The following is a 16,169-nucleotide window of genomic DNA, read 5'->3' on the forward strand; positions in this document are numbered from 1 at the left end:
GGTAACACCTCATATTAATCAACTGTAACGGCAGTACCATCTTTCAGACGTGCCAGATTAGTCGTCGCAATGACGTCTCCTTCGGAAAGTCCGTCTGTCACTTCTATATAGGAATCATTCATCAGTCCCGTCTGAACCGTGCGGATTTCAACGGTCTGGTCCGGTCTGATAACGTATGCACGGGACGTCCCGTTTTGTACATCCAGAGCTTCCTTGGGGACAAACAATGTATCTTTCCTCTGCAACACACTTATATTCATTTCAGCCAGCATCCCTCCACGGAGCAGGGCGTCAGGATTTTGCAGCGTAATACGTATGGCATAAGTCTTATCGGCATCATTCATAGCCGGACTGACATACGTAACGATTCCATCGTACGTCTTTGCCAACGAATCAATGGACACCGTAACAGGAGTTCCCATCTGCATAAAGGCGACATCTTCTTCTGACAAGGCACAATCGACATACATGCCACTCGTATCGGTGATGGTCAGCACTTTCGTATTGGCCGGTACAATCGTACCTGCTTCTGCATTCCGGTACGTTATGACACCCCTACGTGGGGCGCGCAGCGTCATGTCATCGATCTGCTGTGACAGGCTGTGTACGGCATAATCGGCTTTATCCTGTGCCGCATATTTTCCGGCAATACTGGCCGGGACAGATCCTACATTCTGGGAATTGAGATTGTCCAATACGGCCTGGGCATCGATAAAGGCCTGATATATCGTGTCCAGCTCGCGCTGGGATACAGCGCCTTCATCGCGCAGGACCTGATACCGGTTATAATTGATTTTGGCCATATCATAATCGACTTCGGCTTTTTTCAGATCGGCATAAAACTGGGATTCTGCCGCCCGTGAATCAGCCATCGCCTGCAACAGTGCCGCCTGTCCCTGCTGCAGGGAAAGAGTCGCATCGACGACGTCCTGCAGCAGCAGTACCTGGCCGGGCTCTACCGTATCACCCAGATTCACCCTGACTGCCGCTATTTTGCCAGCATATTTCGTCGTGATATCCACCTGGGATACAGGTACGGTCTTCCCCGACAGGGATATGGTACGATTCATGTCCTGCCTGGCCAATGTATACGACGCCACGGGAATCGGTCCGCTGCTTCCTTTTTCTTTTGTTATTTTCTGTGAATGGCTGACGCCGTATATGATGATGCAGGCTAATAGCAGGACCATTCCCATAGCCGTCAATTTATATGCACTGCCGTGAGGTCCCCGGAATGGATTGCAATAACGGTTCATTATATATCTCCTAATTTATTCTGAGTCTGGCAGGTCCGGATTACCGGAGCCATACCGGGTGGAATTGTGTTTTTAGTATAGAAGCCAAATGTAAACTATATGTAAACGAAATCAAAAAAGAAGTTAAAAGATATTCTTTCATTCCTGCTTTTCCCCCTGCCTGTGCGCTTTCTTCCATTGTTTGATGCGCTGCAGGCGGGTAGAAAATTCCGCTTCCTCTCCCTTTTGTCCCGGCCGGTAGTATTCCCTTCCTGCCAGTGTATCGGGAAGGCACTGCATGTCCGTCAGCTTTTCCTTCGTTTCATGGGCATACTGATATCCCTTCCCATATCCCAGGTCTTTCATAATCTTCGTTACCCCGTTTCGTATCACCAGCGGCACCGGTTCGGATAATGTCCGCAGTGCATCATGACGAGCCTGGCCATAGGCCGTATACAGCGCATTGGATTTGGGAGCCAGTGACATGTACACGACGGCTTCGGTCAGATGAACCGTACATTCCGGCATGCCGATAAAGTGACAGGCCTGATATGCAGCGATGGCAATAGTCAGCGCCCGCGGATCTGCCAGACCGATATCTTCACTGGCAAAACGTGTGACCCGGCGGGCCACATATAGTGGATCCTCGCCGGCTTCCAGCATGCGGGCCAGCCAGTAAACAGCCGCATCGGGATCGGAATTCCGCATAGACTTATGCAGCGCCGAAATGATATTATAATGCTCTTCCCCATTTTTATCATATAGAAGAGATTTCTGTGACGTACACTGCTCCAGTATATCGGGGCTCACTACCAGCGTACCGTCCTCCTTGCATTCACTGTTCAGGACAACCATTTCCAGTGTCGATAAGGCCGTACGGGCATCCCCGTTGGCAAAGACGGCAATCCGCGTCAATACGTCTTCACCTACAGATACGCGTTCCCTTCCCAATCCGCGGGGACTCTGGACAGCCCGCCGGAGGAGCTGTACCAGATCATCCGTTGTCAACGCTTTCAGGACAAATACCTTGCACCGTGAAAGGAGAGCGCTGTTGATTTCAAAAGAGGGGTTTTCCGTCGTCGCCCCAATCAGGATAATACTTCCTTTTTCTACAAAAGGAAGAAAGGCATCCTGCTGGGCTTTGTTGAACCGGTGGATTTCATCGACAAAAACGATGGTCCGTTGTCCGTACATCCTGTTTTTCTCCGCTTCTTCCATGACTTTGCGGATTTCCCGTATACCGCTGGTAACGGCGGAAAAATCAATAAATACCGACTTGGTATGGTGAGCTATGATCCGTGCCAGCGTCGTTTTGCCTACACCGGGCGGTCCCCAGAAAATCATAGAAGAAATACAATCTTTTTCAATCAGATTATACAGTACCTTCCCCTTTCCTATGAGGTGCTGCTGACCGACAAATTCATCCAGTGTTTCCGGCCGCATGCGGCTGGCCAGCGGTTGCGGCACATCCTGTGAAAAAAGCGATTCTTCACGCATTTCGTTTCCTCCTCCAACGCAAGATATACGTCTGGAATTTCTGTTAACAATATGGTACGCTTATAGTAGCATTATACCACGTCTATAGCGAATCGTATCTGTATTCCATCCCGAAAAAGAGGTGCATGTCTATGTTAACCCAGCGTCTGCGTACCCTATTACTGGCCGAAGCAAAAAAGCACGAAAGTTTCTATTTCTATGATGAACAGACCCTCGTGGAATCCATTCATCATCTGCAGCAGGCCTTTCCTCATGAACAGATTTTGTATTCCATCAAATGCAATCCCCATCGGGCAATCTTAAAGACCATATTCTCCAGTGACATCGATGCTGATGCTGCCAGTCTGGGAGAAGTGTATGCCGCAAGTGACTGTGGCGTACCATCCGACCACATCTATTACTCTGCCCCGGGCAAGAGCGATTATTGTCTGGAAAAAGCGCTGGGCCAGTGTATCCTCATCGCCGACAGTCTGAATGAAATACGCCGTATCAACGCACTGGCCGCCACAAAGAATATGAAAGTCCCCATCGGCGTCCGCATCAACCCCAATTTCTCCTATACGGACAAACAGGGACACAGCTCAAAATTCGGCATCGATGAAGATGCGTTTTTCTCTGCTCTGCCGGAATTAAAAAAATTATCTCATATCCTCATTATCGGGGTACACACCCACCTGCGCAGCCAGGAGCTGAACTGGAACACACTTTGCAGCTATTATAAAAATGTCTTCTCCCTGGCTTCACTCATTCAGGAAAAACTGAACAGCCCGTTATGCTTCCTCAACCTGGGCAGTGGCATCGGTATCCCCTATTGTCAGGACGAAGCAGATTGCGACATAGAATCTCTGGGACAGGAACTGGAAAAACTACGCGTCATTTATGAAGATACGTTTTCACAGGCCCGTATCCTGATTGAAAGCGGCCGCTATCTGGCGGGCCCCTGTGGCTGGTATGTCACCCATATCATCGATACGAAAGAATCTCACGGCAGCCATATCGCCATAGCAGCCAATACATTAAATGGTTTTCTCCGTCCCTGTCTGGAACACCTCGTCACCAGCATCAGTGAAACAGCACCAGCACGGGAACCCTTATTTTACCGCACCGGTTCGACTCCCTTCTACGTGCTGAACGACACGCAGGAAATGGAAAAAGTCACCATCTACGGCAATTTATGCACGGCAGCAGACATCATCGCCTCGGACGTGCTCCTGCCAAAACTATCGCCTGGGGACGTATTAGCTTTCCCTCACGCCGGAGCGTACAGTGCCGTACTCACGCCATTCCAGTTTTCCTCACAAGTTCCCCCGGAAATCCTGTTTCTCACAGCGTCCAAACCGTAAAGAGGTGTCCTGAATGTTTGAACTTACGGCCCTTACCGGCAAAACCTATTATATCGAAAGCCCCGCTAAAATCGGCGTCTGGTGCCCCGACGGTGTCCACGCCTGGTTTATCGACAGCGGGAATGACAAAGATGCGGGGCGAAAACTGCGTCAAATCTTGGAACAACAGGGCTGGCAGCTGCAGGGAATCCTCAATACCCACTCCAATGCGGACCACATCGGAGGCAATCAATATCTGCAGCGTCAGACGGGATGCCGCGTCTATGCCGGCGGACTGGAAAAGGCATTTACATCGTATCCCATTCTGGAACCAGCCTTTTTATATGGCGGCTATCCCATGAAAGATCTGAGACACAAATTTCTCATGGCAAAAGAAAGTCATGTCACCGATTTTTCCGACCCGTCCTTTCCCCAGGATATAGAAATCATTCCCCTGCCCGGCCATTTCTTCCATATGGTTGGATTCCGTACACCCGATAATGTCATATTTCTCGCAGACTGCCTGAACAGCCGGGCGATTCTCGATAAGTATGCCCTGGGATATATCTACGACGTTCAGGCTTATCTCGATACACTGGACAAAGTAGAAACGATGGAAGCAGACTGGTTTGTACCGGCTCATGCTGAAGCCGTGCAGAATATCCGCCCGCTCGTGCAGTACAACCGGCAGAAGGTGCAGGAAATCGCCGATCTGATTCTCCAACTCTGCCAGGCCCCCCTGAGCTGGGATGACATATTGCAGTCCGTATTTGACTATTATCATCTCACACTCACAGTGGAACAATACGTCCTCATCGGAAACACCATCCATTCCTTTCTTTCCTGGCTCCGCGATACGGACAGAGTGACCATTCTCATCAAAGCAAACCGCCTGCTCTGGCAGGCCGTATAACCAGGGAATCGTGAAAAATCATCGGGAAAATAAAACAGAAGCCGCAGCAAAATAGCTCTAACGCTCAATTTGTTGCGGCTTTTGTTTATACATTACCTATACATTATTTATACATTATCTATATTCCGACTCAGAACAATCCTACTTCCTCGTACTCGTCAATCCTTGCCATGCTTTCTGGATGCCCTTCTTCAAAGAAAGCCGTCGTTTTTCTGATAAATAACTAAGGCAGCCCGGGAACAGAGCCATATAGTACGCAATAGCTTTTGCAGTGCTTCGTGGACCTTCTGGCCATCTTCCTATCCTATTTCACCACACAATACGGGGCTTTTCCGAAATGGCTCGTAAGCTTGCTTAAATACGGAGCCGTAACAGAATGTATCATTCTCATATCTGTTTTCCCTCTGCTACTTTCCATGTTTAGATAGCGCCTATATGTATATTACATAAAAATTGAAATGAAAACCTTAGGGATGTTCATACATGACTACAAAAAAATTATCAGGTACTTTTTTCTTTCACATCCCGACTGGCAATAATATCTACTCCTGAATTTAAAATATTATGAACAATAACATCTCCCATTTTCACTGGGGCTTTAATCTGCACCCCCTGAAGGACCTTTACACAATCAAAAATCAGCCTTTTAGGAAGAGTGGACTGTGATACAACGGGAAGCAATGGCAACATGCCTCCTTGAATCCGAACCGTAGTTGTTAACATACGCTGCGGGTTTATGATTTCCTGGCGGGCATATACTTCTCCACGGGGGCATGTATTTCCTGATATAGTTATAATAGTATCTGCATTCAATGTAACGTGAATTTTGCACCCCATGGGACAGTTAATGCAATTAAGATATTTTTCCTCTGTACTCATCATAGTCCCTCCCTGATGGAAACAGTCCAGTCCTCATAACGACTCTTCATGTTCCCGGAATTGACACTGACAGATATCATCTCACTTGGCCGGACTGCAGGCATATGTTTTTCTGATAATACCTCTTCAGAATTTCTCACGGTAATCTGTACATGTTTCATCGGTCTGCGTACACGTATAAATAATGTAATAATTTCATTATTCTTTTGTATGCAAATATGCTGTGGCACACAAGTACCAATGTCATTATCTGTTCTTATTTTTAAATCAGCCAGTCCACCTGTTACCCTACCCTGAGCTTTTAGCGCAGCATATTTACCGGCAATTTCAGCTTCTTCAGAAACAAAATCTACCATGTCGTGTACATGAACGACATTGCCCGCCGCAAATATTCCAGGAATATCCGTTTCCCGGTGTTGATTGACAATAGGTCCATGTGTTATAGGGTCTAATGTAATCCCGGCCTCACTCGATAATTCATTTTCAGGGATTAATCCGACCGATAACAACACCGTATCACATGCTATGTCAAATTCTGTTCCTGGAATCGGTTTCTTATATGCATCTACTTTTGCACACGTAATACCCGTAACACGGTCTTTTCCGTGAATCGCAACGATGGTATGGGATAGATATAGCGGGATATTATAATCATATAGGCATTGAACCATATTTCTAGTCAATCCATTAGAATACGGACATATCTCCACTACTGCCTGAACACGACAGCCTTCCAAAGTCATACGCCGTGCCATAATCAGTCCAATATCACCACTTCCAAGAATAACTATATTTTTCCCCGGTATGTATCCCTCCATATTGACCATACGTTGTGCCGCTCCAGCAGTATAAATTCCAGCTGGTCGATAACCAGGTGTCTGGATTGCCCCCCGGGTTCTTTCACGGCATCCCATAGCCAAAACAATAGTCCTTCCTTGCATATGGAATATTCCATTGTGTGGATTGACTGCAGTCACAATTTTATCGGCATTAATTTTTAATACCATCGTATCACACGAAATCTCTATTTCCTTTTTTTCTTTAATTAGCTCATAACATCGCTGTGCATATCCCGGACCAGTCAGTTCTTCATGAAAATGGTGGATTCCAAATCCATTATGGATACATTGTTGTAAAATTCCACCAACTTCCCAATCACGTTCCAGAATTAATATTTCTTTTGCTCCGTTTTTCCAGGCACTATAGGCAGCGGTTAATCCTGCCGGTCCACCGCCAATAATGACAACATCATATATTTGTTTAATCATCACATATCACCTTCTTTGTACTTTTCTTTTCAAAGTACATATATGAATGGCACATTTCTTTACGAACTTCCGGAATGGGAATATGCAGCTCACGGGATAATATTTGTATAATCCTGGGACCACAAAAACCTCCCTGACACCGGCCCATGCCGGCTCGAGTTCTTCGTTTTACGCCATCAACAGTCCGGGCTCCTACCGGTCGATGTATAGCATCGATAATTTCACCTTCCGTAACGGTTTCGCAACGGCATATGACCCGCCCAAATGACGGATTTTCTTTAATTAAATTCTGTTGCTCATCATAATCCAGATTTTTAAAATAGATATGCCGTGGTCTTCCAGCTTTCCATGTAGTATTATATTCTGGCTTTAATTTATCAATAATTTTTTTAACCAGAAACTGCGCAATAGCTGGTGCTGCTGTAAGTCCCGGCGACTGAATTCCCGCTGCATGAAACAGTCCGTTAACTTTCAATGATGGCCCCAAAATAAAATCATTTGTATCGGAAACAGCACGTATACCAGCAAACTCCGTTATAGCTTGGGTAAGAGGAATGCAGGGTACTATAGTCTGGGCCTTCTCAATAATTTCATTCATACCTTCATTGGTAAACGCCGTATTATCCTTATCATCCATATTTTGTGCATTAGGCCCTATAAATACGTTCCCATGAATAGTAGGAGCCACCATAATGCCTTTTCCCATTTTGTCAGGCGTAGGGAATACGGGAATTGAAACAAGAGCATTTTGCACCTTTTGATCAAATAAAATATATTCACCTTTACGTGGAAAAATTCTAAAGGTATCGTCACCAGCCAATGAACTAATATCATCCGCATGAACACCAGCTGCATTCACAACGCATGCCGTTTCAATATTCCCTTTATTAGTATGTACCATCCGTATCGTACCGCTATCTACATCAAAACCTGTAACTCTGCACTCCCGTATAATTTCTGCTCCGTTTAAAACAGCATTTTCTGCGAAAGCAAGACAGAGATCAAAGGGCCAACATATACCTGCCGTCGGTGCCCAAAGGGCTCCCAGTACCTCAGAGCTTAAATTGGGTTGTGATTGATGAACAGCTTTACCATCCCAAATATCTAAGCTGGGAACGCCATTACGCTCCCCTCTCCGTTTTAAATCATAAAGAATCTTCAATTGCTCATCATTGGTAGCAACTACCAATGATCCGGTCCACTTGATTTCCAAATGCAGTTCTTCTTTGAGTTTATGATACAAAGCATTACCAGCTACATTCATCTGTGCTTTTAAGGAACCTGGCAACGCATCATATCCAGCATGTAAAATCGCACTATTTGCTTTTGTCGTGCCAGTTGCCAGATCAGGTTCCTGTTCAACAAGAATTATACGTAGTTTATACTTTGCTAACTCATATAATACTGCCGCACCAGTAATACCCCCGCCAATAATGACTACATCTGCTTTTTTTGTCATACTCATGACCTCGCTATTTTTAATCGCTCTTATCTTCGGAAAATAATTTCATTATTATTTTTTCAAAATTTCTTATTATGAGTCGGTGATACCCTATATTATGACAAAGTCCCATCAGGTACGCACGATTCATGAAGAAAGCCATACGCCATAAACGACGTATGGCTTCCCAGAAGCACTATAATTTATCCGCTGTCTCTACCGTTTTCCAGCCATATAGCGCCGTTTTAAGATGAGGGCACAAGCCACACTGATAAGAGCAACAACGGTAGAATAAATCCCTACATAAATGGTATCACCATTACCATAACTAATGAGATACGTACAAACAGCAGGCACAATACCCGCAACGATAAAGCTGGGAACATGGTATACAAAGGAAATACCTGAATACCGTACTTCTGTTTCAAAATAGGAGGACCAAAGCGATCCTAATACAGCCCAGATAAGATTATAGGCAATACTCCAGCCAATCACGATTCCAATCATAGTAATGAGGAGATCGCCATGACTCCATTCAATAACTTTCAGAGTAGGAATACTGAGAAATGCCGATGCCAGTCCACCAATGACAAATGTAGTGGTAGTACCAAACCGTTGTGCACACCAACCACCAAACAGCGTAAATGGTATTTTAAAAATACAGGCTATAATAGTAATCAAATACGTTTCATACAAGGGCATACCCAACCAGCCAATACAATAAGACAAAATCCAGACAATAAATATATTATAAAAAGTTCCATCTACCCAGCGGGTACCACAGCCAAGCAATAAGGTTTTCCAATATCCTTTAACCATTGGAATAAATCCCACTTTTTGTTTTTTCCCTTCTCTTTCCTGTTCTTCTAATTTAGCCTGAGCCTTTTTAAAATCCTCTGTTTCCATCATATGCCCTTTTAACAAAACGGCAATAATAGTAAGGATAATCGCTGCCAGGAAAGAAATTCTCCAACCCCAACTGAAAAAGGCTGATTCATCTAAAAACCAGGTCGGCACTAATAAAAAAATAGAAGACAGTCCTAATCCGATAGGCAGTCCTATCTGAGGAATGCAGGCATAAAAATTACGCCTGTTTTCCGGAACATTTTCATATGCTAAAAGGATCGCACCACCCCAGGTTCCACCGCGACCAAAACATTGCGCCAGGCGCATGATTTGCAAAACGATGACAATCCAAACACCAGCCGTTGCCGCCGGTGGTAAAAAGCCTATGATAGACGTTGAAATTCCCATCATCATCAAAGAAACGTACATGGTAAACTTACGTCCTCTTTTATCACCGACTTGTCCGAAAAACACGGCCCCAAAAGGTCCTGCTATGTACCCGATAGCAAATGACATATAGGACATAATGAGTGCTGTAATTTCATCACCCGTAACGGAAAAGAATACTTTATTAAATACCGTACCTGCCGCCGTACCATAAAGAAGGAAACAATACCATTGTACAGCACTTTCATACAATGTAACGCCAGCAATTTTTCGTAAACTTCTCTGTGCCTTGATCTGCTCACCCATAACGCCACTCCCCTTATATTTCTCCCTTATAGTATTTGAACGGATACGGTCCAGAATAATCAGCTCCGGCAGGAATCGTCATGACATACGTATTTATCCGGCTGCCTTGAAGATTATGAATCAAATATCCCGGATTTCCAAGAAAGAACCGGTCTCCTCCACCTTTGAAATCATTTTCTTTCTCTTGTTGTGTCACATATGGGTCTGATTTCGTCCGGAAATCTACTTCAATTGGCATAGAAATAGAAGGACAAGTAACACATGTAATACCACGCCATACAGTGACAATACCTACATGCATATGGCCACAACAAAGACGGACATTAGAATGGAGATGTAAAATTTCAGAAAGTTTGTCTGCTCCTTCAAATCCTTCATCCATAGCCGGTAGTCCTGTTTTAAATGGAACATGATGCGTGAAAACTAAGGTAGGTTTATCTGGATATTCTACAATTTTCTTTTCCAGCCAATCTGCAACTTCTTTACTTAATCCTCCCGAATGACAATCGGGTTTCGTCGTATCAATAACAATGACACGTATGGGCCTGTCATCAATAGTATAACAAATGAATGGACGGATATCTTCTTTTACGGGTACTTCTTTATCAAACATATCTAAATAATAAGCCCGCTTGTCATGATTACCAGGAACAATATAACAAGGCCGTGGAAGACTTCTAAGGCCTTCTCTCATTATTTCGTATCCTTTTCTAGTTCCTCCCTCCGATAAGTCTCCCGTTGCAACGAAAAAGTCAGGAAGTTCGTATTCTTTAAGACTGTCAAAATAATCAATCGTCTGCTTCATTGCCTTATTGGTATCAGCCTTATAAAAGGAAAGTTTGCCATCTCCCCGTAAATGAAAGTCCGATATCTGGAAAATTTTCATACTACTGTCACACTCCTTGGTTTTTTTTACAAATCTTACACTGCAATACAATGAAAAAAGTATTTCATACGCTGTTCATAGTCTCATTATAAGTTCGCTAGAAATTTATTTCAATATTTTATTTACTTTTTTTCATTTTTGATATAAGAATCTATCTAATCATTCATTTATGTATTTTTATGAAAAAATTTTCCTAATTATCTTGCATGTTTTGAACAAAATTTCTAATTTATCTTGCTTTTTATCATTTCATTAGCGATAATAAAATAAAGTAGCATAATTTGCATTGTTTCATCAAAAAGGATAAGGTGAAGGCTATGATAATGAAAAAAGACCGCTTGGCAATTACTGCTGCTAAATTATATTATCAATCTGACTATAGTCAAACTGATATTGCCAAAGAATTAAATTTATCCCGCCCTTCGGTATCCCGATTGCTGCATTATGCTAAAACTCATGGTTTTGTTCGAATAGAAATCTACGACCCCATCGAAGACAGGGGCGAACTATCTCAAAAAATAGCAGCAAAATTTAATTTAAAGCACGTATGTATTGCCAATTCCCCCATTGACGATGAAGAAGAAATTAAAAATTACATTGGTAAAGAAGCCGCTGAATATCTAAATAAAATCATTCATGATGGTGACATAATTGGCGTCGGTTGGGGTACTACGATGCGCAGCGTATCTCACTATTTGAAACCTAAACCACTATTAGGTGCCCAAATAGTTCAATTAGAAGGCGCCATTACACTTTCAGTGTGTGAAACATATGCCAATGAAATTTTAAACAATTTTTCTAAAAACTATGAAACAATTGCCCAATACTTACCTTTACCTGTTATTTTTGATTCTAAAAAAGTAAAAGAGATGGTTTACAAGGATCGTCATATCAACCGGGTCTTAAATTTAGGAAATCATGCTAACATTGCCCTTTTCAGTGTTGGCACCACTCGTGATAAAGCACTCTTTTTCCGTTTAGGATATGCTAATACAGACGAACAGGCTTTTCTAAAGAAGCACTCTGTCGGCGATATTTGTTCCCGTTTTATTGATGAAAATGGAAACATCGCTTGTCCTGAATTTAATGACCGGACAGTCGGCATTGATTTAGAGTATCTCCACAATAAAGAATACAGCATTCTGATTGCCGGTGGTGCTGCCAAAGTTCGTTCCATTCTGGCAGCTATAAAGGGTGGGTACACCAATGTGTTAATTACCGATCAATTTACTGCAAAACGTCTCTTAGAAAATACTTGACTCTTTTACAAATCTCATGGATAATGTTCCATATCGTCCGAACAAAAAGACAGTGAAAAGAGAGTATGCCTCTCATTCCACTGTCTTTTTACCTATACGCATCCGGATTCATTCGAAGAATCTTGCAAAACATTAATATACCATCTTCATCCCTATGTATCTCGTCATCAAAAGGCATAGAAGATATCGGAAAATAGCCCTGTAGGTATATGCTAAATCCCATCAGTTTTTTCAAATCATTTGATAAATCCAGGTGAGTTTTATCAAATCTTTTATAAAATTCTCGATAAATTTCACTTAATTTCCATTTTATTTCATTTATTTACTGATTTAAATGAAATTTCAATCAACATTTCACTTATTTTTTATAAAATAACCATCGTTTTTATAAATCATTCTTCGTAATTTATAAAAACAGACCTCCTGACGAGTTTTTATCCATATCAGGAGGTCCAATGTAATCAATAGGCTATCTTTTATTTACGTTTCTGCTTCCAGGACTTTGTCAATCCATTGGGCAAACATGCGGCTTACGGTAAGGCGTACATTATCATAGGCATGTTCTGTCGGCAGTGTATCATAATCCTGGATAGCCGTTGTCTGATGCTGGCTGAGCTGATTCCAAAGAGGTTCAATCATCGTTTTGGCCGGTGCTACATCATCCTGACTGGCTCCGATAAAATAGAGGTTCCGGTCTTTGATATCTTCAAAAGCCTGGGAGATGCCGTATCCCTGCTGGCAGCAGTATACGACGTTCCGGTACAAGGCTTCCGGTGATTCAATATGAAGAACGTAAAGGCTGGAGTCGATGAGTTCGTGCATAGCCGCGTCCAGACCATGAGCAGGCCAGTACGGCAGGTCATACGGTGACATGACGGCCGTCCCTTTCAGCCAGGGAAGGCGCCGTGTGACATTGATGGAAACGAAACCGCCCATGCTGTGACCGATGAAGAAGATGTTGTCTTTATCGATGTGGTATTGGGCTGCGTTTTTTTTGTCATGAGCCCATTCGGCCACGCAAACGGCATCGTCGATAGCACCAGAAAAGGTATAATTCCCCTGACTCCCCCAGTTGCCACGGTAAGAAAAACTGATGACTACCAGACCGGTACGACGCAGGTTCTGGGCAATGTCAAAAGTTGAAGCAAAACCGGGAAAGCCATGGCAGATAATGACACAGGGATAAGTCTGGTCCCTGGCTCCACCGGGAATCAGAGCCGTGCCATATACCTGGCAGCCATGACTGGAAAAAGTCAGCGATTCCAGTGATGCCGGCCGTTCCTGAGGACAACAAAGAGGGTCTTTTTCTATATTTTCAATCTGTAACGCCATATCAATCTCTCCTTCGTCCGTTTTACTGATTTTTCGAAATCATAGGATAGGGATCGCCGCCTTTGGATTTTACAATGACGGTGCCAACGATGAAACCAATAACAGCCGGCAGAACCCAGGCAAAGCCTTCCGCTGCAAAGGGAATGTGATTATACAGCTGGATGAGTGAGTCGAGGGGAAGATTGGTAATACCACTCTTATTGAGCTGCATCAGCCCTTCAAACAAACCGATAATGGTTGCCATGGCGATGGTCCCTTTCCAGGCACCATGATTAGGAACGTATTTGCAGAATACGCCAAGAAGCATAAGGGCGATAGAAACGGGATAAATAGCAATAAAAATCCAGAATGTATAACGGATGATCCCCTGTACGCCAATGCAGGCTTCAGCAAGGCCGAAGAGGCACACAAATACCATCATGTATTTGAAAGGAATCTTACCATCTGATAAGTCAACGGTCAGATTGGCAATAGTCGAACCGACGCCAATGGTCGTCGTCAGGCAGGCCAGGAAAATACCAATGCCGAGCACAACATTACCGGTAGCACCGGTCAGCGCATGGACGAGGCCATTGAGAAGAGCTGTCTGATCCATTTTGCCATCAAACATACTGGATCCGGTAGCACCGAGGTACAACAGGCCGCCATAAACGATGAGAAGTCCCAGGAAGGCGACAACGGCAGCTTTCAGTGTCATTTTATGCCGTGCTGACGGGTCGGTATATCCTTTGGCTTTGATGGAAGCGACGAACATGCCGGCAATGGCAATGCCGACGGCAACGTCACCAGTCTGATAGCCCTGCAGGAAAGAATAGGAGAATACGTTATCTACCTGCGGCGCAATCGGTGTTCCCAGCGGTTCGAAAACAGCCAGGGCGATCATGACGACCAGGCAGATGAGCAGGAACGGTGTCAGATATTTTCCGACGATATCGACGATTTTGGATGGACGGAAGGTAAGCGCCAGGACGATGACAAAATATCCTGCCAGAAGAGCAATACGGACGGCGTCATTTCCCTGCAGTCCCGGCAATACGCTGAGCAGGCCGCTTTCAATGCCAACGCCTGCCTGCCGGGGCACGCCACAGGTGAGGATAAAGATAATCCACATGACCATGTAGCTTTTCGTAAACCATTTGGCTACAGGTGCACAAATAGCCTGGACGTTACCGCCCATATTATCGACAGCAATAATCGTAGCAATAGGAAATAAAATAGCTGAAATAGCAAGGCCGATAATAGCGATTTCCCAGGAACTCCCTGACATGAGCCCGATAAGAGGCGGAAATACCAGATTGCCCGCACCGAAGAATACGGCAAACATGGCAAAGCCAATAATCAGGGCATTTGCGTTTGCATTTTTTGACATAGGTAACATCTCCTTAAAATAGGTGAATGTATATTCACAATATACATTTGTCTTTCATTATATCTCGTTATGAGACATCTGACAATACACCACTTCCATGTCTTATAGATTAAAATATTATTAAAATTTCAGCTTATAGATAAAAAGTCCCCTCTGCCTTACACACATGATGAAAAATAAATAAACTTGACATATCAGTAACATTCCATTTGTGCATGGTTCTATTATGCTAAGAAATATGGTAATATAGTGTCATAAGAGAGGTGACGTAAGGCTATGGATCTATTTCAATTAACCTACTTTGTCGAAGTAGCCCAGAAAAAAAGTTTTACCAAAGCTTCAAAATCACTGCATATCAGCCAGCCTTCCATCAGTAAAGGCATCAAGGCACTGGAAGACCATTGGAATGTCAAGTTATTTAACCGGAACGGCAAACGCGTCGAACTGACGGAAACGGGCGCCTGGCTGTTACCGCGTATTGAGTCGCTCATAAAAGACTTTTCCCAATTGAATGAACAGATGGAATCGCCCCAGCTCCTCAATTCCGGACAGCTGACGGTCGGGATCCCCCCCATGATTGGCTCGTCTTTCATCACGTCATTTATCCGGCATTTCATCTCCGATTATCCCCAAATTGAATTAGAACTGCTGGAAGTCGGCTCCAATGACATTATTTCATCGATTGACGAAGGACTTATCCAGGTCGGGTTTGTTGCGCTACCCGTGGCAACGGAAATGACCTACGATTTCTTTATCTTCAACGAAGAGCACCTGGAAGTTGTCCTCTGGCCGGAACATCCCCTTGCCAAAAATAAAGTCATTACCCTGGAAGAGATAAAAGACGAACCGCTGGTATATTATCCCAAATCCTTCTCTCTCAATCCGTTCATCAAGACATTTTATCAGAAAATCATGGCCCATCCCCGGATTGTCTGCCAGAGCAGCAACTGGGATTTCCAGGCCGAAATCGTACGCACCCAGCTGGGCATTGCACTCCTGCCTCACACGATCTGTCAGCGTCTGGATGACGAAAAACTCGTTCACATTCCCCTTGTAGAGCCACAGATTCCCTGGACACTGGCCATGGTATGGAAAAGCAAGGGATTCCTGCCTCATCCGGCCCGTACATGGGTACAATCATTCAAAAATTTTTACAGCGATTCCCACAAAACAGCAGAAAAAAATACATCTGCCCTGTAACGTTCCGGGCAGATACATCACCACAAAGG

At 44.0% G+C, this 16,169-nt stretch carries 13 protein-coding genes; 4 read left to right on the forward strand and 9 right to left on the reverse strand.

Annotation, left to right across the window (positions count from 1 at the left end; translation table 11 throughout):
- Positions 1-14: 14 nt before the first annotated feature.
- On the reverse strand, positions 15-1,256 hold the full coding sequence (locus tag B4H10_RS10095) for an efflux RND transporter periplasmic adaptor subunit (protein WP_292016871.1): 1,242 nt from the start codon (positions 1,254-1,256) through the stop codon (positions 15-17).
- A 138-nt stretch (positions 1,257-1,394) separates the two neighbouring features.
- Entirely contained in the window at positions 1,395-2,732 is a 1,338-nt protein-coding gene (locus B4H10_RS10100) for a replication-associated recombination protein A (protein ID WP_292018771.1), read from the reverse strand.
- A gap of 131 nt (positions 2,733-2,863) precedes the next feature.
- Between B4H10_RS10100 and B4H10_RS10105 the strand changes: the two genes are divergently transcribed.
- The gene (locus B4H10_RS10105; protein WP_292018772.1) at positions 2,864-4,075 is read left to right on the forward strand and encodes a hypothetical protein; all 1,212 of its coding nucleotides are present in this window, start codon (positions 2,864-2,866) and stop codon (positions 4,073-4,075) included.
- Positions 4,076-4,088: 13 nt separating this feature from the next.
- Positions 4,089-4,967 (forward strand): MBL fold metallo-hydrolase, encoded by an 879-nt coding sequence (locus tag B4H10_RS10110; protein ID WP_292018773.1) that lies wholly within the window; start codon positions 4,089-4,091, stop codon positions 4,965-4,967.
- 501 nt (positions 4,968-5,468) lie between these two features.
- On the opposite strand, the gene B4H10_RS10115 is transcribed toward B4H10_RS10110, so the two are convergent.
- From B4H10_RS10115 to B4H10_RS10135, 5 genes are all read right to left on the reverse strand, one after another.
- Complete coding sequence (locus tag B4H10_RS10115; RefSeq protein WP_240937068.1) at positions 5,469-5,849, reverse strand: DUF1667 domain-containing protein; 381 nt, start codon at positions 5,847-5,849, stop codon at positions 5,469-5,471.
- Positions 5,846-7,114, reverse strand: a complete 1,269-nt coding sequence (locus B4H10_RS10120) for an NAD(P)/FAD-dependent oxidoreductase (RefSeq protein WP_170087016.1) — start codon at positions 7,112-7,114, stop codon at positions 5,846-5,848. The genes B4H10_RS10115 and B4H10_RS10120 overlap by 4 nt, the downstream gene beginning before the upstream one ends.
- On the reverse strand, positions 7,107-8,573 hold the full coding sequence (locus B4H10_RS10125; protein WP_170087017.1) for an NAD(P)/FAD-dependent oxidoreductase: 1,467 nt from the start codon (positions 8,571-8,573) through the stop codon (positions 7,107-7,109). Before B4H10_RS10125 ends, B4H10_RS10120 begins: the two co-directional genes overlap by 8 nt.
- A gap of 198 nt (positions 8,574-8,771) precedes the next feature.
- Positions 8,772-10,094, reverse strand: a complete 1,323-nt coding sequence (locus B4H10_RS10130; RefSeq protein ID WP_075581822.1) for an MFS transporter — start codon at positions 10,092-10,094, stop codon at positions 8,772-8,774.
- 13 nt (positions 10,095-10,107) lie between these two features.
- The gene (locus B4H10_RS10135; RefSeq protein ID WP_075581821.1) at positions 10,108-10,980 is read right to left on the reverse strand and encodes a metallophosphoesterase; all 873 of its coding nucleotides are present in this window, start codon (positions 10,978-10,980) and stop codon (positions 10,108-10,110) included.
- 323 nt (positions 10,981-11,303) lie between these two features.
- On the opposite strand from B4H10_RS10135, the gene B4H10_RS10140 reads away from it, so the two are divergent.
- Positions 11,304-12,239 carry a sugar-binding transcriptional regulator gene (locus B4H10_RS10140; protein ID WP_292018774.1) on the forward strand — a complete coding sequence of 312 codons (936 nt, stop codon included), beginning with the start codon at positions 11,304-11,306 and terminating at the stop codon, positions 12,237-12,239.
- Positions 12,240-12,719: 480 nt separating this feature from the next.
- Here the strand turns inward: B4H10_RS10140 and B4H10_RS10145 are convergent, their stop codons facing one another.
- Positions 12,720-13,571 (reverse strand): alpha/beta hydrolase, encoded by an 852-nt coding sequence (locus B4H10_RS10145; protein ID WP_292018775.1) that lies wholly within the window; start codon positions 13,569-13,571, stop codon positions 12,720-12,722.
- Between the two features lie 22 nt (positions 13,572-13,593).
- Entirely contained in the window at positions 13,594-14,940 is a 1,347-nt protein-coding gene (locus B4H10_RS10150) for a branched-chain amino acid transport system II carrier protein (RefSeq protein ID WP_075581818.1), read from the reverse strand.
- Positions 14,941-15,216: 276 nt separating this feature from the next.
- Between B4H10_RS10150 and B4H10_RS10155 the strand changes: the two genes are divergently transcribed.
- Positions 15,217-16,140, forward strand: a complete 924-nt coding sequence (locus B4H10_RS10155) for a LysR family transcriptional regulator (RefSeq protein ID WP_292018776.1) — start codon at positions 15,217-15,219, stop codon at positions 16,138-16,140.
- The last annotated feature ends 29 nt before the right edge of the window (positions 16,141-16,169 follow it).

Origin of the sequence: Megasphaera sp. UBA4382, from assembly GCF_002391155.1 — a bacterium.
GTDB classification, from domain to species: domain Bacteria; phylum Bacillota; class Negativicutes; order Veillonellales; family Megasphaeraceae; genus Megasphaera; species Megasphaera hexanoica.

Bases quoted from the DNA above. Each gene is read 5' to 3' on its own strand.
- B4H10_RS10140 (WP_292018774.1), top strand. From the start codon at position 11,304: ATGAAAAAAGACCGCTTGGCAATTACTGCTGCTAAATTATATTATCAA.
- B4H10_RS10150 (WP_075581818.1), bottom strand. From the start codon at position 14,940: ATGTCAAAAAATGCAAACGCAAATGCCCTGATTATTGGCTTTGCCATG.
- B4H10_RS10100 (WP_292018771.1), bottom strand. From the start codon at position 2,732: ATGCGTGAAGAATCGCTTTTTTCACAGGATGTGCCGCAACCGCTGGCC.
- B4H10_RS10125 (WP_170087017.1), bottom strand. From the start codon at position 8,573: ATGACAAAAAAAGCAGATGTAGTCATTATTGGCGGGGGTATTACTGGT.
- B4H10_RS10155 (WP_292018776.1), top strand. From the start codon at position 15,217: ATGGATCTATTTCAATTAACCTACTTTGTCGAAGTAGCCCAGAAAAAA.
- B4H10_RS10120 (WP_170087016.1), bottom strand. From the start codon at position 7,114: ATGATTAAACAAATATATGATGTTGTCATTATTGGCGGTGGACCGGCA.
- B4H10_RS10110 (WP_292018773.1), top strand. From the start codon at position 4,089: ATGTTTGAACTTACGGCCCTTACCGGCAAAACCTATTATATCGAAAGC.
- B4H10_RS10135 (WP_075581821.1), bottom strand. From the start codon at position 10,980: ATGAAAATTTTCCAGATATCGGACTTTCATTTACGGGGAGATGGCAAA.
- B4H10_RS10115 (WP_240937068.1), bottom strand. From the start codon at position 5,849: ATGATGAGTACAGAGGAAAAATATCTTAATTGCATTAACTGTCCCATG.
- B4H10_RS10145 (WP_292018775.1), bottom strand. From the start codon at position 13,571: ATGGCGTTACAGATTGAAAATATAGAAAAAGACCCTCTTTGTTGTCCT.
- B4H10_RS10130 (WP_075581822.1), bottom strand. From the start codon at position 10,094: ATGGGTGAGCAGATCAAGGCACAGAGAAGTTTACGAAAAATTGCTGGC.
- B4H10_RS10105 (WP_292018772.1), top strand. From the start codon at position 2,864: ATGTTAACCCAGCGTCTGCGTACCCTATTACTGGCCGAAGCAAAAAAG.
- B4H10_RS10095 (WP_292016871.1), bottom strand. From the start codon at position 1,256: ATGAACCGTTATTGCAATCCATTCCGGGGACCTCACGGCAGTGCATAT.